Here is a 22,513-nt window from a genome sequence, read left to right as displayed (position 1 = left end):
CCGCCTAACGCTTTGCCGCGGCATCGCCCGGAGGGCGCCGCGTGCTGGTCGAGTCGCCACCGCGCGACGGTCGTGTCCCACCATTCGCCCCGGACCGTGCCCCCGTGGCCCCAGCTTCCCGCGCACCGCCACCGCGGCCCTGTTCAGCCGAGACGACCCGCACCGGCATGCCGCGCCCCAAGGCCCCCAGGTTGCCGACGATGATCCGGTCGCCCACCGCAAGTCCGGACAACACTTGCGCCGTCGCCGCCTGCTCGTCACCCACGCCAAGCTCCACCTGGGCGACATCCACCTTGTCGTCGACGATACGATAGACAAACGACTGGCCACCGGTTGCGGACTGGCGCAATGCCGCCGCGGGGATAACAATCGTGTTGTCCACCCGCTTGGTGACCACCCGACCCGTGGCAAAGGTGTTGCCACGCATCTCCCCACGCGGGTTCGGCACCTGCAGGTACACGGTCAACGTGCGGTTCGCCGGGTTGATGGTCGGCGAGATCCGCGCAACCTTCCCCTCGAGCTGTCGGCCGTTTGCCGCAAACTTGACTGCTTGCCCCGCCCGCAACTCCGCCGCCTGCCGTGACGGCACGGCCGCCTCCAGCTCCAAGACGTCGTTGCGCACCACGGTCATGAGGGTGGCGCCGCGCGTCACGTGTTCTCCCGGCTCCACCGCACGGGTGGACACGACACCGGTCGTGGGGGATCCCAGCCGCGTGTCCTCCAGGACCTGCGCCACGCCGCGCAACCGGGCGTCCGCGGCCGCGAGGCGCGACTGCGACGCGGCCAGGGTCTGCTGCGCGGTCCGCAGGTCCCGTTCCGGGATCGCGCCCGCCTTGAACAATTCCGCGGATTGATCGGCGTTCCACTGCGCGTTGGCGACATCGGCCTTTGACGACTCCACTTCCGCCTGGGCCGATGCGCGGTCACCCTCCTGCACGGCGTTCTCGAAACGCACCAGCACCTGGCCGCGCGTCACGCGATCCCCTTCGCGCGCGAGCACCGCGGTCACGTCGCCTTCCATGCGTGCACGAACCGCGATTTCCTCGATCGGCTTGAGGTCGCCGCTGATCAACAGCACCGCCTCGATGGACCCGTTCGTCACCTCCAGCACGTCGGTGGGTCCAAGGACCGTTGGCGCACGGCCACCACCCGGTCCCCCTGGTGCCCCACCACCGGCCTTTCCTTGGGCTGCCGGTGCCGCCCCCCCGCCGCCGCCGCCACCCGGCGGCGCCCCGGAGGCCTCCTCGCGGTTGCACGCACCACCCGCGAGGACCAGCAGCGCGCCGCATGCGCGCGCGATTGTCAATCGGAACACGAACACCTCTATCGTGAAGTCGGACGAGTGGGCGGCAACGGAATCGGCAGCCCCCGGGCGCGCGCCAGGTCGGCGGTCGCGAGGTAGAACTCGGTGCTGGCCCGCGCCGCGTTGGTGCGGGCCGTGAGCAGGAGGAGCTGGGCATCCGCCACCTCGAGCTGCGTCGACAACCCGCGCTCAAAGCGCAAGGCCGCGATCTTCCACGCTTCCTCGGCCTGAGAGGCATTTTCGCGTTGGGCATCGAACGCTGCCTCGGCCCGGCGGAACTCCGCCCAAGTGCGCGAGCGCTCCACCGACACCCGCTCCCGCTCCTGGTCCAGCTGGAGCTGTGCAAGCTTGGTCTGGGCCTGGGCCAGGTCGATGTTGCCCTTACTGCGCAACCCGTCGAACAACGGCCAGGCCACCTGTAACCCGAAGTTGCGGTCCTCGAACCAGCCGTTGTTCTGGCACGGACGCGCCGGGTTGGGCGTGCCGCAGTTGGCGAAGGACGTGCGCCCCCACACCGTCGGGAAGCCGTTGGAACTCGGCAGGGCGGTATACCCGGTCTGGAAGAACGCCGTGACCGTCGGCATGAGGTCGGCGCGCGCGACCTTGATCCCCTCGCGCCGCGCCTCGAGGCTCGACTGCGCCGCCCGTTCCGACGCGCGCAGTGGGTTGGTCGTGGAGTCGGCGCTCACGGTCGCTGCGACGGCGCGCAGCCCTGCCGTATCCAGTGCACTGGTCAGCGCGACCGTCGTCGTCGATGGGAGGTTCAGGATGCGCCGCAGCTCAATGATGGCCAGCTCCACCGCATTCCGCGCCGCCAGGACCTGCGGCTCGAGGTTCGACCGCTCCACCCGGGAGCGGAGGACGTCAAAGCGCGACGCCCGACCGCCGCGCTCGAGCTGCTCGACCAGGGTCAGCCGCTCGGACGCCAACTGCGCGTTGCGCTCCTGGATCTGCAGCAACTCGCGCGCGAGCTGCGCGTTCAGGTACGCCCGCTGGACGTCGACCGCGAGTGTTGCCTCTGTCTCGGCACGATTGTGCGAGGCCGCCCGGCGTGCATCACCCGCCGCCCGCGCCCCGGCAAAGACGCGCCCACCCTGGAAGAGCACCTGCGAAAAGTTGACGTTCCCTGTGTAGTTGTAGTTCTGGCCAAAGATGCTCTGTCCAACGATTTCGGCCCGCGCATTCCGCAGGACCTGGCTGTACTGGGAAGAGAGCCGCGCCTGGGGAAGCCCGGCGGCGCGGGCGGTGGTGATTTGCGCGTCCGTCACCTCCACCTGGGCCTGGGCGATCCGCGCCTCGTCGGACTCGCGGACCACGCGCCGGACGGCGTCTTCCATGGAAAGGCGAACCGAGTCCGGCCGCTGGGCCGCGAGCGATCCGGCCCCGGCGAAGACGAGAGCGCCGAGGACGGCGAGAGATCCAATAGGTATAGGCATACGTGTGAGTTGTACGCGCGCCGACAGTCTGGCGTTCGGGCGTGGGACGCCGCCAGACCGGAGATGTGAATCCCGGTGAGGACGGCCTTCCGCACCGGCGCAATCCGAGGTAGACCTGTGGGCGCGGTTCGAAACACGCTGCCCCTCCGTATCCCGATGACGCCGGATCAACTACAGCTGTTTGCGACGAGGTACACCCAGGCCTGGTGCAGTCAGGACCCGGAGTCCGTTGCCTCGTTCTTCGCCCTCGACGGCACCCTGACCATCAACGGCGGCCCCCCGTCGGTGGGTCGAGCTGCAGTCGCCGAATCGGCCCGGGGGTTCATGACTGCGTTTCCCGACCTCGAAGTGACCATGGATGGTCTCGGGATTGAGGGTCAAGCCGTCGAGTACCGTTGGACGCTGACAGGCACGAACGCCGGCCCGGGGGGCACTGGGCGACGGGTGCGCATCAGCGGCTCCGAGCGATGGGTATTCGACCCCTCCGGGGTCGTGGCCACGTCGATCGGCTCCTTCGACGCCGCGCTCTACGAGCGCCAGCTCAGGGGCGAGGCATAATCCGACCGCTGTGCCCGGGGTTCGCGGCCGGCCGCCACCCCAGGCGTGCTCGCTATTGGATCACACCTTGAAGCAGCGCCACGAGTTTCCGGACCTCGGGGACGACCGACACCCGCAGCAGACCTTGCGGCTGGTCGAAGCGCTTGAGGTCTGCCGTCGCGTTCGCAAGCCATGCGGAATCGGGCTTGGTCCCGCTCCGGACGAACCCCATCGCTTCCAGGCCGATCGCCGAGGTGCGTTCGAGGGCGACGGCGACCGGAACCGCTTCGCCGATGGCCGGTGTGGCGCCTGCCAACTCCTGAATCACCGGGGCGAGTGCCCTCCAGCGCATCATGAGCACGGTGAGCGAATCGTGCGACACGGGGTCCATGCTATTTCCCACGAACTGCCGAACCAAGCGCTCGGTCATCCAGCGGGCCGGCGGATCGGGGCGGGCGGCGTCCACAATCCGGGTCAGCGGGTGCAGCTGCGTCGTCTGTTTGCCGTTGAGGGCCTGGCCGAAGTGTGGCGGCTGCGCGACGGTGAGCAATGACTCGAGGGGCGCGAGGTCGCCGCTCGGGAACAGTTTGCGGAGCATCCGGGCGCTGTGCGACTGCACGCGGAACCCTCGCGCCTCCAGGCGGCCGGCCAGGATATCCAGGCGTCGGTACATGTCCGGGACATCCGTGACCGATTGGGACGACCACAAACGCTCCGCCACCGCGCCAAGCCGGGGCCACAGCCGGGAGTCGGTGGTTTCGTAGGAGACGAACTCGGACCACATGCAGGCTTCGCCGCCAAGGACACGTTGCTGCTCTTCGGCCGTCAGGTCGGTGGTGGTCGGGATGGGATCGGCAAGATAGAAATCGGTGGCCGGCTTGATGTGGTCGAGGTAGTACGGCGCCGAGAGAATCCCGGTGAAGCCGCGCTTCGCGGCATCGCGCAGGTAGTTGGTCCCGCGCCAGGACTGGATCACGGTATTGGCTGGCACCTTGGGGTGGAGGATCTCATCCCACCCGACCATGCGCCGGTTGTAGGTGCGCAGGATGCGCATGAGGCGCTGGTTGAAGTGCGCCTGCAGTTCTTCGTTGTTTCGCATGCCGCGCGCGCGGCGCCACCGGACGATACGCGGATTGCGGTTCCAGTGCTTGTCCTCGACCTCATCGCCGCCGATGTGCCAATAGGCATCGGGGAAGATGCGCACCATCTCGCCGATGAACTGGCTGATGAAGGTGTAGGTCGCCTCCTTCGTCGGGTCGAAGATGGCGTCCGCCCCGCCCCACGCCCGGCGGATGCTGATGGGTGCCGCGCGCGAGGCGTATTGCGGATACCCGACCAACCAGGCGGTCGAGTGGCCGGGCATGTCAAACTCCGGCACCACCCGGATGCCCCGATCGCGGGCATAGGCCACCACGTCGCGGAGCTGGTCCTGCGTGTAGTACTCGCCGTCACTCCCGAGTTGGTGCAATTTCGGGAAGCGCTTGCTCTCGACGCGGAAACCCTGGTCCTCGCTCAGGTGCCAGTGGAGGACGTTGAGCTTGACCATGGCCATGCCATCGAGCGTCTTCTTGATTTGCTCGACCGGCATGAAGTGACGCCCGACGTCCACGAGCAGGCCGCGCCAGCGAAAGCGTGGCGTGTCGCGAATCGTCACCGCGGGCAGGTAGTGGGACGACGCATCGCTGGTGATAAGCTGGAGCAGCGTTTCCAGGCCGCGGAGCGCGCCCACGACCGTCGGGGCCGCGAGCGTGGCACCGTCGGCCGAGACGTCGAGGGCATAGCTCTCGTTCTCGTCGATCGACTGGATGCGGTCGCCCGCCCCGTCCACCACGACGCGTAGCTGCACCGTTGCCGTGGGCGCCGCAACGGTCCGCGCGACCTCGACGGCCGTGCGTTCCTCGAGCCGGAGGATGGCCCGTTCGACCCCGCGACGCAGCCGGTCATCGCTGAACCGCGTGATCGCCACGCGGAAGGTCGTGTCGAGGACCAGGCGGCCACTCCCTGACGTCACGCTGGACGGAACCGGGAGAAGTGAGCCCACCTGGGCCCCGGCGGACGGGGCGGCGAGGGCAAGGAGCAGGGCAAGTCGGCGCATGCACAGAAGTTGGCAGGGGTGCAGCGTCCCGGGCCAGTCTCACATGCCCTCGTGCGCGATGCACCGGCGAGGGTTAACGTCCCGCCCGCGCGCGGGCGCGCAGGATTGTCTGCCGTCTGCCGTCTGCCGTCTGCCGTCTGCCGTCTGCCGTCTGCCCTTCGCCTCCCGCCGTCCCCGCAATGACCCTCACTCCCCTCGACTGGACCGTCATCGTCGTCTCGATCCTGGTGGCGTTCCTCCCGGCGCTCCTCTTCACGAGGCGTGGAGGGTCAAGCACGAAGGAGTTCTTCACCTCGGGACAAGCCGCCCCCTGGTGGCTGGTCGGGGTCTCGATGGTCGCGACGACCTTCTCGACCGACACCCCCAACCTCGTCACCGACCTCGTCCGCACGAAGGGCGTGGCGAACAACTGGGCCTGGTGGTCCTTCCTGCTCACCGGGATGATGACGGTCTTCTTCTACGCGCGGCTTTGGCGGCGGTCGAAGGTCCTCACCGACCTTGAGTTTTATGAGATCCGGTACTCGGGCAAAGCCGCGAGCTTCGTCCGTGGCTTCCGCGCGATCTACCTCGGCCTGTTCTTCAACTGCATGATCATGGCGAGCGTAAACCTCGCCGCGGCCAAGATCGCCAACGTGCTGTTCGGCTGGCCGATGTGGGAGACGCTGCTCGCCTGCGCCGTGATCAACGTGCTCTTCGCCGCAACGTCGGGCCTGTGGGGGGTGCTCGTCGTCGACTTCATCCAGTTCGGCATCGCGCTGACGGGGTCGTTTGCGGCGGCGTACTACGCCCTGCAGCAGCCGCAGGTTGGGGGACTGGCCGGCTTGATCAGCAAGGTGGATCCCGCGACGCTGGCCCTCGTGCCCGACTTTGGCGACTGGGGGATGACCCTCTCGGTGCTGATCATCCCGCTGACCGTGCAGTGGTGGTCGGTCTGGTATCCTGGCGCCGAGCCGGGGGGCGGGAGCTACATCGCGCAACGCATGCTCGCCTCCAAGAGCGAGAATGACGCGCTCGCCGGCACGATGCTGTTCAATTTCGCGCACTACGCACTGCGCCCGTGGCCCTGGATCATCGTGGCGCTCTGTTCGATCCTGGTCTATCCCCAGGTGAGCGACATCGCGACAACCTTCCCCCACGTGGACCCCGCGCTGCTCGGCAACGACATGGCCTATCCTGCCATGCTGCGGTTCCTGCCAGCCGGCCTGCTGGGGCTGATGGTGGCCGGGCTGCTGGCGGCCTACGTCTCCACCATCGTCACGCACCTCAACTGGGGTGGATCGTACCTGGTGCACGACTTCTATCGGCGGTTTGTCCGTCCCGATGCCGACGAAAAGCACTATGTGATGGTGGGACGACTCACGGCGGCAGTGCTCATGCTCGCGGCGTCGGGGATCACGTTTGTCCTCGACACCGCCCAGGACAGCTTCAACCTCCTGATGTCCGTCGGCGCGGGCACGGGCCTTCTCTACCTGCTCCGCTGGTTCTGGTGGCGCGTGACTGCGTGGAGCGAAGTCGCCGCCATGGCCACGAGCTTCGCGGTCGCGGTCGGCTTCTTTGTCGCCGGCAAGATGGGCCTGACCGTCCCCTCCCACGTGTCGTTGATCATCGGGGTCGCGATCACGAGCGTGGTCTGGATCGCGGTCTCATTCCTGGGGCCGCAGAACGACCGCGCCACCCTCGAATCGTTTTACCGACTCGTCCGCCCGGCCGGACCGGGATGGGCCGGCGTGCGCCAGGCGACGGGACTTCCCGCCTCCACCGATTCGCTGCCAATGTCGTTTGCGGCCTGGATTCTCGGCTGCCTCTTTGTGTACGCGGCGCTCTTTGGCACCGGCTCCTTCCTCTACGGCCGCACCTCGCAGGCACTGATGTGGGCGGGCGTCTTTGCGGTGAGCACCATCGGCCTCATGCAGATCCTGCCGCGCATCTGGCGAAGCGGGGACGCGTCCTGATGCGGCGCCGCGGACATACTGGCGCCACGGCGCGTGACGCCAGGTGGCGCCCCATCGTTCGCGCGTGAAGCGCCGGCTCGCACGGTAGGCCTCAGGCCCCGCCTTCGCGCATGCGACCGTATTTCCTGGGCCTCGCCCTCGGCATCGCGCTGCTCGCCGGCGTCGGAGCCACGGCCTGGTGGCTACTGGATCGTCGCGCCCTCACGCTTGCGGCAACACCATACGACGTCCCTCTGGAATCGGTCACCATTCCCACGGACGACGCGTCCCGCATGGAAGGCGAACGGCTCGCCTGGCTGCACGGATGTCACGGGTGTCACGCCGACTCCCTGCAGGGGAAGGTCTTCGTTGAGGAGCCTCGGGTCATTCGGCTCGTGGCCCCAAATATCACCCAGGCGATCCGCGGCTACAGCAACCCGGAGTTGGCGCGGCTGATCCGACACGGCGTCAAGCGCAACGGCACTGCAGCCTTCGCCATGCCATCCGGTGGCTTTTTTCACCTGTCCGACGTCGATCTCGGCCGGCTCATCGCCCACCTTCGCGCCGCCCCCGTTCGCGGTGACACCTGGCCACCGACCGAACTGCGCGTCCTCACGAAGGTCGCGTTGCTCCGCGGTGAGGTGCCCACCGACGCCGGCACAATGGACCATGCGGCCCCACGCCTCAACGGCAGCGTCGACACCTCGCTGGTCGCGCTGGGTCGCTACCGCGCGACCACGGTGTGCACCGAGTGTCACGGGTTAACACTGCGCGGACAGGACAACGCGCCGGCTCTCGTCCAGGCGCTGGGGTACACCCTGCCGCAGTTCACCGCGTTGTTGCTCGATGGCCGCGCGCGCGACGGGCGCGATATCGGCTTGATGGGCACGACCGCGCGTCGTCGCTTTCGACGCCTCACGACCAGGGAGGTCGAGGGACTGTGGCATTATCTTCGGGCGATGCCGCTGACGACGCCCCCATGACCACGACGCACAAAGCGGTCATCATGGCCCGCGGGCTCGGCAGTCGGATGCGCCGCGCCGATGACGCCGCCCCGCTCGACGACGCGCAGGCGCGCGCGGCAGACGCCGGGATGAAGGCGATGATCCCCATCGATCGCCCCTTCCTCGACTATGTGATCAGCGCACTCGCCGACGCCGGGATCACCGAGGTCTGCCTGGTGATCGGGCCCGAGCATCAGTCGATCCGCGACCACTATGCGCACGGATTGACCCGAGTGCGTGTGCACTTCGCCGTGCAGGCGGAGCCGAAGGGGACCGCGGATGCCGTCGCCGCAGCCGAGGCATTTGCCGGAGACGACACCTGCCTCGTCCTCAATGCCGACAACTACTACCCCGTCGAAGCCTATCGCCGGCTTGCAGCCGTTGGCGGCGCCGGCCTCGTGGGGTTCGACGCCGCGGCGCTCGTACGCGACAGCAACATCCCGGCGGAACGGGTGCGCGCCTTTGCCCTGGTGACCACCGCGGACGTCGGTGACCACCTGCACCTGGCGGAGATCGTCGAGAAGCCCGACGAGGCCACCTACCAGCGCCTGGTGCCGCACGCGCTCGTGAGCATGAACCTCTGGTCGTTCACGCCGGCGATCTTCGAGGCCTGCCGTCGCGTGCGTCCTTCCGTGCGCGGCGAACTGGAACTGCAGGACGCGGTGCGGATCGCCCGCGAGGAGCTCGGCGAGCCGTTCACCGTCGTTCCGTTCGCGGGCGGCGTCCTCGACCTCTCGCTCCGCGGCGACGTGCCCGCCGTCGCCGCTGCCCTCCGAGGAGTCGCTGTCCTCCTCTAGCGTTTCGCCGGCACCACCGTCAGCGTGATCGACGACGGCTGCTGCGGCCCATGGTGGATCGACGTGTGCGCGACCACCGGATCCTTCTCGTTGTAGTTCGGGCCGCCCGTGTTCAGGTTCCGCTCGTACACCGGGAACGAACTGCTTGCGATCGAGACGCGAATGCGGTGCCCCGCCTTGAACGTGTTGCTGGTGACCAGCGGGGGCAGCTTCACCTGGTACACCTTCCCCGCTTCCATCATCACCGGCGCGTCCCACCCCTCACGCCATCGCAACCGCAGCGCCTGCTCATCGAGGTTCCAGGCCTTCCCGTCCGGCTGCACGTCGACCAGCCGCACCATCAGGTCCGTGTCCTTCACGTCGGACGACACATACAGTGTCACCTGCACCGGCCCGGTCACGTCCACCGGCGCGGTGAGCACGTCCGAGGTGTACACCAGCACGTCGGCGCGTGACTGCATCGCCGACTGGTCAAAGGCACCCGCCTGCGCCGCGTTGAAGCAACACACCTGACCCCCGGCGCTCGGCGTCGGCTTCAGCGGGTCGTAGGTGAAGGTGTCCCGCACCATCGCCTTGGGCGCCTTGAGCACCAGGCGTCCGTTCCCCTTGGACGTGTTGGCCGTCCCGTCGCTGTCCAGGTAATACGTCATCGGCGTCGCCTCACGCGGGGGCCACTTCGAGTACGTGCGCCACTGGTTTGCTCCCATGTTGTACACGCGCACCCGCGGCTCACGCTCGACGCCGTTGTCGATCCCCTTGAGCCAGCGGTCGTACCACTTGACCATGAACGCGGTGTAGTCGAATCGCGCATCGCCCATGTCGCGCTCGCCGACGACCGTGTGCTCCGTCTCTACACGCCCCATCTGGCAGTGTCCCGTCGGCGCGATGATCATGAAGGTGTTGTCCCGCGCCTGCGGTGAGGCGGCATTCCGCGACTGGTACTCGAACATGGCCATGTTTGGCCCAGTCGAGACGTCGTACCACGAGTTGATGTACAACGCCGGTGCATGGTTCCGGTCGCCCTCGTTCCCGAACTCGATCGTCTTCCAGCGCGGGTCGTTCATCGGCCAGGTCATGAAGTCGTCGAGGTCACTCGGCGCCGAGCCGATGCGTCGCGGGATGTCGCCGATCGGCAGGGTCGCGATCACCGAGTCGAAGTTCACGCGCGCAATCGTCTGCGGCTCGGTGTTCCAGTTGCGGGCCAGGCGCAGCATCTGGTCGCGCGTCAGCTCCTCGGGAAACGACGGCTTGAACTTGTACCCGGAGCCGTGATACCAGCTGTACCACAGGTTCTGGAAGACCCCGCCCCGGTAGTGGTTGCCCATCTCGTTGTAGGGCCCCATGCGACCAATGCCGGCCCCGGACGCCCGCGGCACCGCCGCCGCAAACGCCGGGTGCCCCATGGCGTTCATCCGGTGCTGCTCCTCCGCACTCGACGAGCAGCCTAACGCGCCGACCTTGCCATTCGACCACGGTTGCCGCGACAGCCAGTTGATGGTGTCGTAGGAATCCGGACCGGAACCGCCGAGGTAGGTGTAGGTCCCCTCGGAGAAGTAGCGCCCGCGCACGTTCACGTAGGCCAGGGCGTAGCCATTCTCCAGGAAGGCGCGGTTCTCCGCACTGACCGGGTTGATCTGGTAGGGAAAGAAGGTGAGGATCGTCGGCAGGTCCTGGCGGGCCCGTGCCTTCGGGAAGAACAGCGATGCATTGAGCCGCTTGCCGTCGCGCATCGGGATGCGCACGAGCTCCTCCCGATCGACCTGCGTGGCGAAGTATCGCGACAACTCATCAGGTCGCCCCTGGCCGGCGACGAGGCCGGGGGCCGCGAGCAGGATCAGGGACGCAGCGACGTGGTACAATCGACGTGACGGCATGCGGCGAAGGGCGGGAGGCACTGGAACCAACGCCCGATCCGTGGGCACCGCAAGCGACCCCTTCGCCTGCGATGCCAGGTCACGCGACGTTACGCCGATCGTTCGATCGGGACGAGGAGATCGGTCACTGCCTCGGATCCCGGGTTGATCATGGGTCCATCGCGGTAAATCTCCACTGCAGCGCCAATGGCGAGTCGGTGCCCACTTGCCGGCAGCCACTCACCCATGAAGCGGGCCCACGCGTCGCCGAGCCCTTCATATGACCCGCGGTAGCGGGCTCGCGCATACGTCCCGCCCGGCAGCCGTCCTTCAACGATTCCCTCGGGGAGATTGACCTCTTCGGTGACTACCAGGGCCGCGTCGGACCGCAGCTCACCAGCGGGGACCGCTTCCGGATCGTCGTGATACAGCGCCAGCATCAGGCTACGCTCGGAGAAGAGCCCGAGCGGCCCCCCGATCGCCCCAAGCTGGTGAAACGCGTTGCCGACCTGGTTGTACGGCCCCACATGCCGCACCATCGCCAGGCGATACGGTGGCAATTCCTCGAGTACGACGTCCATGGTGACACCTCCGGTGTCGCGAAAGCGTGGTAACGGCGCGCGGCCGTCTGGTGTGAAGTGAATGCCATTCACCGCGGCGATCTCGATTCGACGGACCTGTGCTCGGCGGAAGTCGCTTGGCGACGATCCGTACGCCACCCGGAAGGCCCGCGTGAAGGACTCATGTGACTCGTAGCCGGCCGCAAAGGCGACCTGCGTGATCGAGTCTCGCGCGTACCCCAGTTGGTATGCGGCGCGTTCCAGTCGCAGCCGCCGCGCGAGCTCGAGCGGCGTCTCACCCAGCATCCCCCGGCAGATCCGGTGAAAGTGGAAGGGTGAGGTCCCCGCGAGTCCCGCCAGTTCATCGAGGTCCACGGCCCGATCGAGGTGCGCGGCGATGTGGCCGACCACGCGCGTGACGGCGTCCTGGTAGAAGCTTCTCGTGGAGGCTTTCATGCGGCGGCCGGCTGGTCGCGCGGGAGTCGATGGATCGCTCATGCCCTGCCAAGGTACCGCGCGCGCCACTCCACGTGCTTGACATGTGTTGCGCATTTTGCGGGTGGGTATCTTCCCCCGATGTTATCCGACGCAGACGAATGGCTCTGGGGGTGGGACCCCACCCCCGGGATCGTCTCCGTCTGGGCTGACGATCGGGGGCGCGCCGATGTCTGGCGGCGGGAGGGTGGCAGGCTCCACCACGACGTGGTGCGATTCCGCCCCTGGCTCCTCCTCGACCGCCTCGATGACCTGCAACATCTCGGGACTGGCCTCGGGACGCATGGCGACGCGCACGTCCATGTCCGCGAACTCGAGGGCGACGGCGCCTTGCGTTTCCTCGTGGGCGCCGACGACGGACGTTTCCTGCGCCGTGCCGTCCTCGAAGGCGCGTCGCGTCGGCTGGGCCACCCGGTGTCGCACCTCGCCGCGCTCGGCGAGGATACACACCTCGCCCTCCCGCCGGACGAGCAGTTCCTCGTGGCGACGGGTCGCACCTACTTTCGCGACTTTGCCTTTGACGACCTGCATCGCCTGCAGTTCGACCTCGAGACCACCGGGCTCGACCCGCGCCATGACCGCATCTTCATGGTGGCCGTGCGTGACCCGTCCGGCGTGGCCACCGTGCTCGAGGTGCCCAGCGATGACGAGGCCGGCGAACGGGTGCTGATCGAACGTCTTGTGGCCGTGATCCGCGAGGCAGACCCCGACGTCATCGAGAACCACAACCTGCACGGCTTCGACCTTCCGTTTCTCGAGCGGCGCGCGCGGGTGGCGGGCATCACGTTGCGCCTCGGCCGGAACGAACTCCCCCTGCAGCGTCGCGCGGCGCGCCGCGGCATCGTGATCGAAGGGGATGCGCAACGGCGGCACCGCTACATCGTCCCGGGGCGCGAGTTGATCGACACGATGGACGCCGTGTTGCGGTATGACTTCTCTACGCGGGAACTCCCGGGACATGGCCTCAAGGCGGTGGCGCGCCACTTTGGCCTCGCCGGCCCCGATCGCGAGTTGGTGCGCGGCGACCTGATCCACGCGACCTGGCGCACCGATCCCGAGCGGGTGCGTCGTTATGCGACCGCCGACGTCGAGGAGGTCGCTGGCCTCGCCCGGTTGCTGGGGGGATCCGCCTTTGCCCTCGCCCGGATGGCCCCGCGGCGGTACGAGCGCCTCGCTGACGCCGGCGCTGCCACGGGGGTGATCGACCCGCTGCTCGTGCGTGCGTACCTGCGCGCCGGGCGAGCCGTCCCCGTTCACGCCACGGGCGATGGGACGGTCCACACGGGTGCCGCCCTGCACCTCTTTGCCGCCGGGGCGGCCCATCGCGTGGTGAAGGCCGACGTGGCGAGCCTGTACCCGTCGCTCATGCGCACCTATCGCATCGGTCCGGCGCGTGACTCGTTAGGTGCGTTTCTCGCGCTGGTTGACCGGCTCACGGAGCACCGGCTCGCGGCCAAGGCCGCGGCCCGCGCCGCCCCCGCCGGGTCCCCGTCGCGACACCTGCACGACGCCACGTCGGCGGCCATGAAGATCGTGATCAATTCGGCTTACGGATATCTGGCCGCCGGGGGCCTGACGCGCTTCAATGATGTGCATGCGGCCAACGAGGTCACGCGTCGCGGACGCGAGCTGCTTGACCTCCTCTGTCGCGAGCTGGCCGCGCGCGGCGTCACGCTGCTCGAGGCCGACACCGACGGGGTGTACTTCGCGGTCCCGCTCGAGTGGACCGAAGACGACGAACGCCGCGTAGTCGCTGAGGTGGCCGCGCTCCTGCCGCCCCTCGTGCAGCTGGAGTTCGAGGGACGCTACGCCGCGATGCTGTCGCACGAGCCGAAGAACTATGCCCTGCTGAAGTACGATGGCACGTTGATCCTGCGTGGCGTGGCCTTTCGGTCGAGCCGCGCCGAGCCCTTTGGCGAGGCCTTCCTGCGCGAGGCCGTGCGCTCGCTGCTGGTGGGCGACATTCCCGCCGTTCGGCGACAGTACCTCGACACGATCGCCGGCCTCCATCGGCGCGACCTCGCCACGCGCGAGGTGAGTTCGCGCGTCCGACTGACCAAGTCACCTGAGCAGTACCTCGCCGTGCGCGACGCACGCAAGGAGGCGGCCTACGAGGGGATGTTGGCCAGCGGCAGGACGCATTGGAAGTCGGGAGAACGGGTGCGGATATATCGCGCCCAGGGCGGTGAGTCGCGCATCACGCCAGCCGAAGGGGCGGAGGATCGCCGGGACTACGACGCCGAGCACTACGCGAGGGTGTTGCGCACGAACTTCGCGGTGCGGCTCGCCCGGGCCCTGTCGGTGGAGGACTGGGAGGTGGTGTTCGCGGATCCAGTGCAGCTCAACCTGTTTGCGACCTCGTTCGATCGCATTCGGACGATCCTTCAGGGCTTGCGGGGAAGTGAGCGGCCTGCCTCACCCCCCCGCCGCCTAGAGGCGCCTAGTTGAGGCGCGTGATACGGCCGGCTCCACCAACGGGGTACGCCGCTGCTGTCACCGTCCCTCCCAGGCCGACGCGCAAGTAGTTGCTCAGCGCCTGCTGGTAGGTGGCCCCCACCCGGACGAATGGCAGGCCTCGGAAGGGATACTGGTCCCCATTCTGCACGGCGAGAAAGTCGATGGTGGCCACGGGGATGTCGGCACCGGCCACGACGACTCCGTTCTGCACGATCACGGTGCCATCGGCAAGCGTCACGTCGCGCACCCGGGTCCCCGGCGTCGTGACGTTCAGGCTTGCGTCAAGCACCTGGGCCGTGCCGTTGGCATCCCACACGAAACTCAGTCCGGCCACCTGCGCGAAGCGCCCATCAAAGAACGCGACGCGCGAGACTGCATTCTCGAGGATTTCCTTGAGTTGCGCACGTGGAAGGGCCGGCACGATCGTCACGAAGTTGGCGAACGGCAGGATATCGATCGTGTTCTTCTCGCTCAGGGGACCGGCCGGCAGCAGCGAGGCGTTGCGAATCCCCCCACCGTTTTGAAATGCGACCAAAGGCTGCGGCGCACCAAACGACGCCGCCCGCTGCTTCGCCTCCCACAGGAGCGCGTCGGCCACCAGGTTGCCGAGGTTGGTCTCGACCGACCGCACGTTGTTCCGGATGCCATCGAGAGCCACCTGGCTGTTGGCGACCACCGTGGACGCGAGGTTGGCGACGTACGCCGCGACCGGCGTCACGACCTGGCTCTGGACCATGGGGTCAGGAAGGACGGCGTCGGGTTGCGTGCCTCCAGCAACGCGCACCGGCCCGCTCTTGTCGGAGATGCGCATCACGTTCCCCTGACGATCGAAGCCCACGATGAGTCGTCCCACGTAGCCGTATCCACCGGCGGTGGTCACGACCGAGACCGTCTTGCCGTTGGCGTCGACGGCGCTCAGCGGGTACGAGCCGACCGCGATATCACCGGGGATGAGGAGATCGTCGCTGTTGGCCAGGAGGTCATCACCGCCGCCAGCCACCACGATGTCGACGTCGCGCAGCGACGGGATCAGCGCGAGGTCCTCGAGCCGTGATTGCAGGTGACTGATGAGAATGATCTTGTTGACACCCAGACGCTTGAGTCGCGCGGCCTCGGCGTTCACCGCACCGGCCACGTCCGGGTTCACCTGCACTTTGCCTGGGCTGGAGATAAACGGCAGGAGTGGCGTCGTGGCCCCGATGATCCCGATCGGCGTCAGGCGAGCGAAGGCAATGGTGCTCCGGGCGATGCGCCGCGTCGCGGCGAGGCGCGCGAGGGAGGGCTCAGCGCTCACGTCCAGGTTCGCACTGAGGAATGGGGGACGAATCGGGTTGAACTGCTGGACAAAGCCACCGAGGATGCTCGGCCCGAAGTCGAACTCATGATTGCCGATGGCGAGCGCATCATAGCCGATCAGGTCGAGACCGATCGCATCGTAGTAGGACCCTGAGGAGAGGCTGGCCTGGAACTCGGCACCGGCAAGGTAGTTGTCACCCGACGACACCATGAGGGCCCCGCGCTTCAGCAACCCGACGCCCCCACAGTTCAGGTCACGCGCGTCGGGACTCAGGTCGTTCTGCGACAGGCTGCGGAGGTTCTTCACCACGGTTGCAAATCGCGCAATGCCGCCGAAGTCCTCGCGCCCGAGGCCGAGGTCGATCAGGTCCGACTCCCCATCGTTGTTGTGCAGGAGGGTGAGACAGAAGTCCACCGGCGCCGCTGCCGCGACGGCGAAGGAGGGTTCAGAGGGAAGGGGCGTCGTCCGCGCCGGGTCATCGGCGCAGGCGGCGAGCAGCAGTGAGAGGGCGAGCAGGGTGCGACGCATGGTGTGGCTCTCCGGATGTGACGTTGGCGCACGAAGGACAGGACGACCGATTCTGGGGCCTTCGCGTACGGATCGAGACACGATTTGCGTAACGCTCGCGTTGGATCTCCGTGCCCATTGGGTATCGGTCACACCGAACACTCACGGTGCCGCCTGCCCGCTCGCGCACATGCAACACGGCCCACCGAGGTCCCCGCAGGAGAGCGGGGCCTCGGTGGGCCGGGTGCTGAGCCAGCTTACGACCTCATGGGCGTGCGATTACTGCACGATGACGGTGAAGGACCTTCGCTGGCGTGCACCGTACTTGTCCTCCACTTCCACTTGCGCCGTGAAGGTCCCGGCCGTGGCGTACACCTGTGACGCGCCAAACGGCGTGGCCGGACTGACCGCCCCGAGGGGGATGATCGCCTGGCCGGCCGCCCATCGCACACGCGCCGTCCACGGATTGTCGCCGGTGCCCGGGTCGACAAACGATGCGGAGAATGTCACGGTCCCGCCCACGGGAATCGTGACGGAGGTGGGCGAGAGGATGGTCACCTGCGGCGGCGCGTTGACGACAGTCACGACCTTGGTATACGTCTGCACGGCGCCGTCCTTGTCGCGAAGGGCCCCGCGCAGTGTCGCCGTCCCCGGTGCAAGGATCGTACAGGTCGTGCTGGGGGTGCTGATGATCGCACCAAAGCCGGTGCCGCAGTTGAAGCGGTACTGCAGTGAGGCCGCATCAATCGGGGAAGGCTCGAGGATATTGCCAAGGGCCAGGGCAAAGCTGCCTTGTGACACCGTGCCGCCCGCCGGGCTGACGATGGCCGCGCTGGGGGCCACGTTGCTGACCGTGACCGTCGTCGACGCCGTGGCGCTTCCGCCGCGACCGTCGGTCACGGTCACCGCGACCGCGTAGCTCCCGTTATCCGGGAACGCATGCGAGGGACTCGCACCCGAACCGGTGCTTCCGTCGCCGAAGTCCCACAGGTACGACAGGAGATCGCCATCCGGATCGGAACCCGTGGCGGAGAGCAGGATAGGGGCGCCTTCATTCGCCGAGTAGGGGCCGCCCACCGATACACTGGGCGCGCGGTTGCCCGGCAGGAGGTTGAGTCCCACCAGCACCGGGTCATGGTCCGCGGACCGATACGGGTCAGCGGCGAAGAGGGAGCTCACCTGGCCGGGACTCTTGAAGTTCGTGTTGTAGTCCAGCACCGATGGCTCATCGGCATTGTTGTGCCACTCGGTCACCCCGGTGACCTGCGAGGCGAGGGTCGACGAGGCGAGGGCATGATCCAGGTAGCCCCACTGTCCGTCGAACACAAACGAATACGCCCCGGTCCCCTGCCGTGCCTCGATCAGGTTGGTAAAGCCCCCACTCGTCAGCGTGGTGATGGCGTCTTCCTTCGCGTAGCTGTTCAGGTCCCCGAGCACCAGCACGTCGGGATCCGCCGTCCCAGTGGGATCGGTCGCCAGCCAGTTCCGCAACTCGACGGCCGCATTCGTCCGGACGATGCTACATTCGCCCTGGCCATCGCCCGCATCCGGGGCGTCGCAGGCGCTGCCCTTGCTCTTGAAGTGGTTCACCACGGCCACGAACGACGCGTTGTTCGCCTGCCGGAAGGCCTGGGCCAACGCGGGACGATTGCGCGGGGAGAGGTCACCGCCGTTGACGAACGCCACGGAGTTCAGGACCGCCGTGGCCCCGACGGGCGTGACCGAAGCGGGCTTGTAGATCAGCCCCACCTTGATGGCATCCGTGCCCAGTGCGTTGAGCTGCCCCGTGGCCGCATCGACGTCGACCAGGGCCCAGGTCCCGGCGCCGGCCACTGCGTTCAGCTGGTTCACGAGGTCCGCGATGGCGCTCGGGGCGCCGTAGCCATCGTTCTCGATCTCCACAAGGCCAAGGACGTCCGCATCGAGTGCGAGGATGCTGGCGACCGTCTTCTGTGCCTGACGCGTGAACTCGAACGCGTCCTCCGCACCCCGGCAAGACGTCGCACTGCCGCCCACTCCCTGCGTACAGCCGGAGAAGGTGTTGAAGTAGTTCAGCACATTCATCGCCCCGACCTTGAGCGAGCCGCCGACATTCGCGGGGGCCGGCGGACGCGCATTCATCGGGGTGAAGGCCGGAATCGCACCGCCCAGGGCACCCACCGGCCGGACGCGATAGGCGTTCCCGCTGGCCGAGTTGCCCGCCCAGGTATAGGTGAGGACGCCCACGATCCCGGCGGCCGCATCACCACCGCGCAGGGTGTTGCTGGCACTGAGCGGAAGCCCTCCGCGCCCGAAGACGATCGGGTCGGCATTCTGGTTGTTGTCTGCGTCGTCCACGATGATGCGATTCAGGTCGTTCTGGGCCTGGAGGGCCAGCGCGGGTGCGCCCGGCGCCGCCAAGTGGGTCGGCTGGAAGAGTCGACCGCCCGCCGACATCGTGACCTGCCCGAACCGACCCAGCTGGAAATGCTCGGTCACGTACAGCGTCTGCGGCAGGCGCACCAACATCCCCTCGTAGCGTTCCGCAGACGTGGTCGAGGCGAACGGCAGGGAGACATCGGTCGGTGGGACCGACGCGCCGGTGCTGCACACGATGACCGAGGTCACCGTGCCGAGCTGCGTCTGGCCCTGGAACTCCTGCGCCGTGCCGGTGACCCGGACCACATCCCCCAGCGCGACGTTGTCGGCATTGCCGTTGAAGACGAAGATCCCGTCGGAGGTCGCCGGATCGCCATCGCCATTGGCATCCTGAACGTAGAACCCACGCAAGGTTGGCGACGCACCCTCGTAGTCACCGATCACGACGCCCTGCGTCGAGACCACTTGTCCGTCCAGCGGGGTGTCCGTGCCGCTCCCCTGGATGTCGAAGGCCGGCGTATACGGCAGACTGCACACGTTCCCCCCCAGCGTGGTAAAGCTCCAGGCATAGTCAGCCGGCAGCGTGAGCGCAGGATTGCTCGCGTCCGCGACCTGGGCGGCGAGGATCGTTGCGGTGCACGACTCGCTCGCGGCAAGGTCGGCGTCCGGGTCGAGTGTGTAGGTGGCTGGACCACCCGAGACGGTCGCGGTGTGTGCGCCACTGGTGGTGCAGTCGATGGTGAACCAGGTCCCGGTCACCGTCACCGGCTTGGAGAAGGTCACCGAGAGGTTGGCATTCACGGCAACGTCCGTCGCCGCGCTCACCGGAACCGTGCTCGCCACCGTTGGCGGACCGGCGGCCCCATTGCGTGGAGTCGGCGCGGCCACCGTGAAGTCCGTGCCGTTCTGGTCGGTGTCCAGCGCCGCCAGGTTACTGCGGACCGCTGCCGTGGTGTTCGAGAGGTTCGCCGTGGGCGCGCTGCCCTCGAAGCAGTTGGCGGAGGTACCGTAGCCGACGTAGTCCTCGATCGGGGCAGCAATCGGGCACCCGTTCCCCGTAAGCGCCGTCGTGCTCGTCACCAGCGCCACCTTTCCGCTGCTTGCGCTCATGGCGATGGAGCCAATGGCGTCGGGGGTGGGAAGCGGCGTGGTCCCGCCGGTTCCCTGGGCCTGGCGAACGAGGTAGTAGCCGCCGGCCGCGATCGATCCGCTGAGTGGCGTGATCTGCCAGCTCGTGCCGGACGACGAGGCGTACTGGACCGACCAACCCGTGAGCGCGACCGCCGCGCTGCTGGCGTTGTACAGTTCAATGAAGTCGTGCGTGAGGGTCGCCCCGCTGTTCCCGCCGCCGCCGTACACCTGATTGATGACCACCCCGCTCGCCGATGCCACGCGCTCGGTGAGGGGGGCCACGGCGCGAGGCGAGGCCGCGGTGGGATCACCGCCGCAGCCCGAGAGGAGGGCCGCCGCAAGAATCGTTGTCGCCAGCGGGCGACGACGCGTACCGTGGGGTCCGGGGAGAGTCATGATCGGCAAGCTGTGAGTGGGGAGGCGTGCGAGCGACTTGTTGTTCACGATATTTGGGACCCGATGCTACCGGCTGACCAGCGCCGTTTCCAGACTGTTGCGGAGCTGAGTCATGAGCACGGCGACCGCGGTCTCAGCTACAGGGCCGCTCGCGAGCTGTGCCCCAATCCCTGGGGTTGAGCACGCCGCCATGCTGCCGTCATCGGACGTGCTCGCCATGCCTGCATTCGAGCCGCATACTTCCCTGCCCCCACCGGCGTTTCTCCCGCGATGTCACGCGACCCCCGATACGACATTCTCTTCGAGCCCGTACGCATCGGGCCTGTCACCACGCGGAACCGCTTCTTCCAGGTGCCGCACTGCAATGGCATGGGCCACGCCATGCCGGCGGCCCATGCCGCCATGCGCGAAGTAAAGGCCGAAGGGGGATGGGGGGTCGTCTCAACCGAAGAATGTGAGATCCACCCCAGCAGCGACCTCACCCCAAGCGTCGAGGCGCGGCTCTGGGATGACGCCGATATCCCGGCGCTCGCGCTGATGTGCGAGAAGGTCCATGCCCACGGCGCGCTGGCGGCCATCGAACTCACGCACAACGGACCCACCGCCTCCAACCTGTACTCGCGCGAGGTCTCCATCGGGCCGTCGCACCAGCCACAGAAATACGGCCACCCGCTCCAGGCGCGCGCCATGACGGCGCACGACATCCGCGAATACCGGCGGTGGCATCGCGAAGCGGCCGTGCGCGCGATGCACGCCGACTTTGACCTGGTCTACGTGTACGCGGCCCACGACCTGAGCCTGGCCATGTCCTTTCTGCAGCGACGCCGCAACCAGCGCACCGATGCCTATGGCGGCTCCCTCGAGAATCGCGCCCGACTCCTCGGTGAACTCATCGCCGACACCCGGGATGCGGTCGGACACCGATGCGGAGTGGTCGTGCGGCTCGCCGTCGAAGAGTTGACCGGGCCAATGGGGGTGACCGTCGCGGAAGCGCGCGAGGTGGTCCACATGTTCGCCGACTGGCCCGACCTGTGGGACGTCAACATCGGGCCCTGGCACAACGACTCCACGACCTCACGCTTTGCGAAGGAAGGATCGCAGGAACCGTTCACGCACTGGGTCAAACAGGTGACCACGAAGCCGGTGGTTGGTGTCGGTCGCTTCACCTCCCCTGACACCATGGTGGACCAGGTGCGCCGCGGGATCATGGACCTGATCGGGGCCGCGCGCCCATCCATCGCCGACCCCTGGCTCCCCCGGAAGATCGACGAAGGGCGCGCCGACGACATCCGCGAGTGCATCGGCTGCAACATCTGCGTGTCGGGCGACATGACCAGTTCGCCCATCCGCTGCACGCAGAACCCCACGATGGGCGAGGAGTGGCGCCGCGGCTGGCATCCGGAACGCATCGCGCCGCGCCGCAGCGAGACCCGGTTCCTCGTGGTTGGTGCCGGCCCCGCCGGGCTCGAGGCCACCCGCGCGTTAGGCGCGCGTGGCTACGAGGTGCACCTCACCGAGGCCACCCGAGAACTCGGCGGGCGGGTGCGCACGGAGTGCCGCCTGCCGGGGCTCGCCGAGTGGGGGCGCGTGCGTGACTGGCGCGTCGGACAGATCGAGAAGCTCGCGTCGGTCACCGTGTACCGGGAGTCACCGATCGATGTCGATGACGTCTTCCAGTTCGGCGCCCCACAGGTCGTCCTCGCCACCGGTGGCCAGTGGCGTCGCGATGGCTTCGGCCGAACGAACGGCGCTCCGATCGTCGGATTCGAGCACCGGCGCGTGTTGACCCCGGACGATGTCATGAACGGCACGACACCCCAGGGCCGCGTGATCGTGTTCGACGACGACGGCTTCTACATGGGGAGCCTCATGGCCGAGTCACTCGCGCTCGCCGGCGCGCAGGTGACCCTGGTGACGCCGGACGACGTCGTGGCGAGCTACAGCCGCAACACCCTCGAGTTCGCACACATCCAGCGCCGGCTCTACACCGTTGGCGTTGCACAACTCGTGTCGGAGAACATCGAGTCGCTGGGCGATGGCCATGCCCGACTCGTGCATGCATGGTCTGGCGAGCTGCGCGACGTGGCATGCGATGCCCTGGTGTCGGTGACGTCGCGCGTGCCACACGATGCCCTGTTCGACGCCCTGGAGGCGCGGCGTGCGGAGTGGGGTTCCGCGGGAATCCAAGGCGTGCGCTGCATTGGTGATGCCCTCGCCCCCGGAGCTCATTGCCCACGCGGTCTATTCCGGGCACCGCTTCGCGCAGGAGTTCGACGAGCCGACGATCAACGGCGTCCCGTTTCGCCGACACCTGCCGGTCGCGTCCACCGCCTAACGCCGGCCGCGCGCGCCGCGC

Annotated in this window: 12 protein-coding genes and 1 pseudogene; 6 read left to right on the top strand and 7 right to left on the bottom strand. The window is 67.8% G+C overall.

The window, feature by feature from the left end; genetic code table 11:
- Positions 1 to 4: 4 nt before the first annotated feature.
- The gene (locus IPK85_09895; protein MBK8247693.1) at positions 5 to 1,315 is read right to left on the bottom strand and encodes an efflux RND transporter periplasmic adaptor subunit; all 1,311 of its coding nucleotides are present in this window, start codon (positions 1,313 to 1,315) and stop codon (positions 5 to 7) included.
- Between the two features lie 8 nt (positions 1,316 to 1,323).
- Entirely contained in the window at positions 1,324 to 2,739 is a 1,416-nt protein-coding gene (locus IPK85_09890) for a TolC family protein (protein ID MBK8247692.1), read from the bottom strand.
- A 156-nt stretch (positions 2,740 to 2,895) separates the two neighbouring features.
- Between IPK85_09890 and IPK85_09885 the strand changes: the two genes are divergently transcribed.
- Positions 2,896 to 3,297 (top strand): ester cyclase, encoded by a 402-nt coding sequence (locus IPK85_09885; protein MBK8247691.1) that lies wholly within the window; start codon positions 2,896 to 2,898, stop codon positions 3,295 to 3,297.
- A gap of 52 nt (positions 3,298 to 3,349) precedes the next feature.
- Here the strand turns inward: IPK85_09885 and IPK85_09880 are convergent, their stop codons facing one another.
- Positions 3,350 to 5,371: a family 20 glycosylhydrolase gene (locus tag IPK85_09880; GenBank protein MBK8247690.1), complete on the bottom strand. Its 2,022-nt coding sequence runs from the start codon at positions 5,369 to 5,371 to the stop codon at positions 3,350 to 3,352.
- Positions 5,372 to 5,550: 179 nt separating this feature from the next.
- Here IPK85_09880 and IPK85_09875 point away from each other — a divergent pair, with 179 nt between their 5' ends.
- The 3 genes from IPK85_09875 to IPK85_09865 all read left to right on the top strand — a co-directional run bounded on the left by IPK85_09875 (position 5,551) and on the right by IPK85_09865 (position 9,103).
- Positions 5,551 to 7,323: a Na+:solute symporter gene (locus IPK85_09875; protein ID MBK8247689.1), complete on the top strand. Its 1,773-nt coding sequence runs from the start codon at positions 5,551 to 5,553 to the stop codon at positions 7,321 to 7,323.
- Between the two features lie 110 nt (positions 7,324 to 7,433).
- On the top strand, positions 7,434 to 8,285 hold the full coding sequence (locus tag IPK85_09870) for a hypothetical protein (GenBank protein ID MBK8247688.1): 852 nt from the start codon (positions 7,434 to 7,436) through the stop codon (positions 8,283 to 8,285).
- On the top strand, positions 8,282 to 9,103 hold the full coding sequence (locus IPK85_09865; protein MBK8247687.1) for an NTP transferase domain-containing protein: 822 nt from the start codon (positions 8,282 to 8,284) through the stop codon (positions 9,101 to 9,103). Before IPK85_09870 ends, IPK85_09865 begins: the two co-directional genes overlap by 4 nt.
- On the opposite strand, the gene IPK85_09860 is transcribed toward IPK85_09865, so the two are convergent.
- Together IPK85_09860 and IPK85_09855 are read right to left on the bottom strand one after the other, a co-directional pair.
- Positions 9,100 to 10,977, bottom strand: coding sequence for a CocE/NonD family hydrolase (locus IPK85_09860; GenBank protein MBK8247686.1), 1,878 nt, complete (start codon positions 10,975 to 10,977; stop codon positions 9,100 to 9,102). The genes IPK85_09865 and IPK85_09860 overlap by 4 nt on opposite strands.
- 89 nt (positions 10,978 to 11,066) lie before the next feature.
- Complete coding sequence (locus IPK85_09855) at positions 11,067 to 11,972, bottom strand: AraC family transcriptional regulator (protein ID MBK8247685.1); 906 nt, start codon at positions 11,970 to 11,972, stop codon at positions 11,067 to 11,069.
- A 120-nt stretch (positions 11,973 to 12,092) separates the two neighbouring features.
- Between IPK85_09855 and IPK85_09850 the strand changes: the two genes are divergently transcribed.
- Complete coding sequence (locus IPK85_09850) at positions 12,093 to 14,459, top strand: ribonuclease H-like domain-containing protein (GenBank protein ID MBK8247684.1); 2,367 nt, start codon at positions 12,093 to 12,095, stop codon at positions 14,457 to 14,459.
- On the opposite strand, the gene IPK85_09845 is transcribed toward IPK85_09850, so the two are convergent.
- Both IPK85_09845 and IPK85_09840 read right to left on the bottom strand, forming a co-directional pair.
- Positions 14,452 to 16,293, bottom strand: coding sequence for a bifunctional metallophosphatase/5'-nucleotidase (locus IPK85_09845; GenBank protein ID MBK8247683.1), 1,842 nt, complete (start codon positions 16,291 to 16,293; stop codon positions 14,452 to 14,454). The two genes, IPK85_09850 and IPK85_09845, sit on opposite strands and share 8 nt — an antisense overlap.
- Before the next feature lie 258 nt (positions 16,294 to 16,551).
- Positions 16,552 to 20,157, bottom strand: a complete 3,606-nt coding sequence (locus IPK85_09840) for an ExeM/NucH family extracellular endonuclease (protein ID MBK8247682.1) — start codon at positions 20,155 to 20,157, stop codon at positions 16,552 to 16,554.
- Positions 20,158 to 20,427: 270 nt separating this feature from the next.
- Between IPK85_09840 and IPK85_09835 the strand changes: the two are divergent.
- Positions 20,428 to 22,492: pseudogene (locus IPK85_09835) on the top strand (FAD-dependent oxidoreductase).
- Positions 22,493 to 22,513: the final 21 nt, after the last annotated feature.

It is taken from the genome of Gemmatimonadota bacterium (assembly GCA_016712265.1).
In the GTDB taxonomy this organism is placed as follows: Bacteria; Gemmatimonadota; Gemmatimonadetes; order Gemmatimonadales; family Gemmatimonadaceae; genus RBC101.
This window is presented reverse-complemented; position numbering and strand designations above follow the sequence as displayed.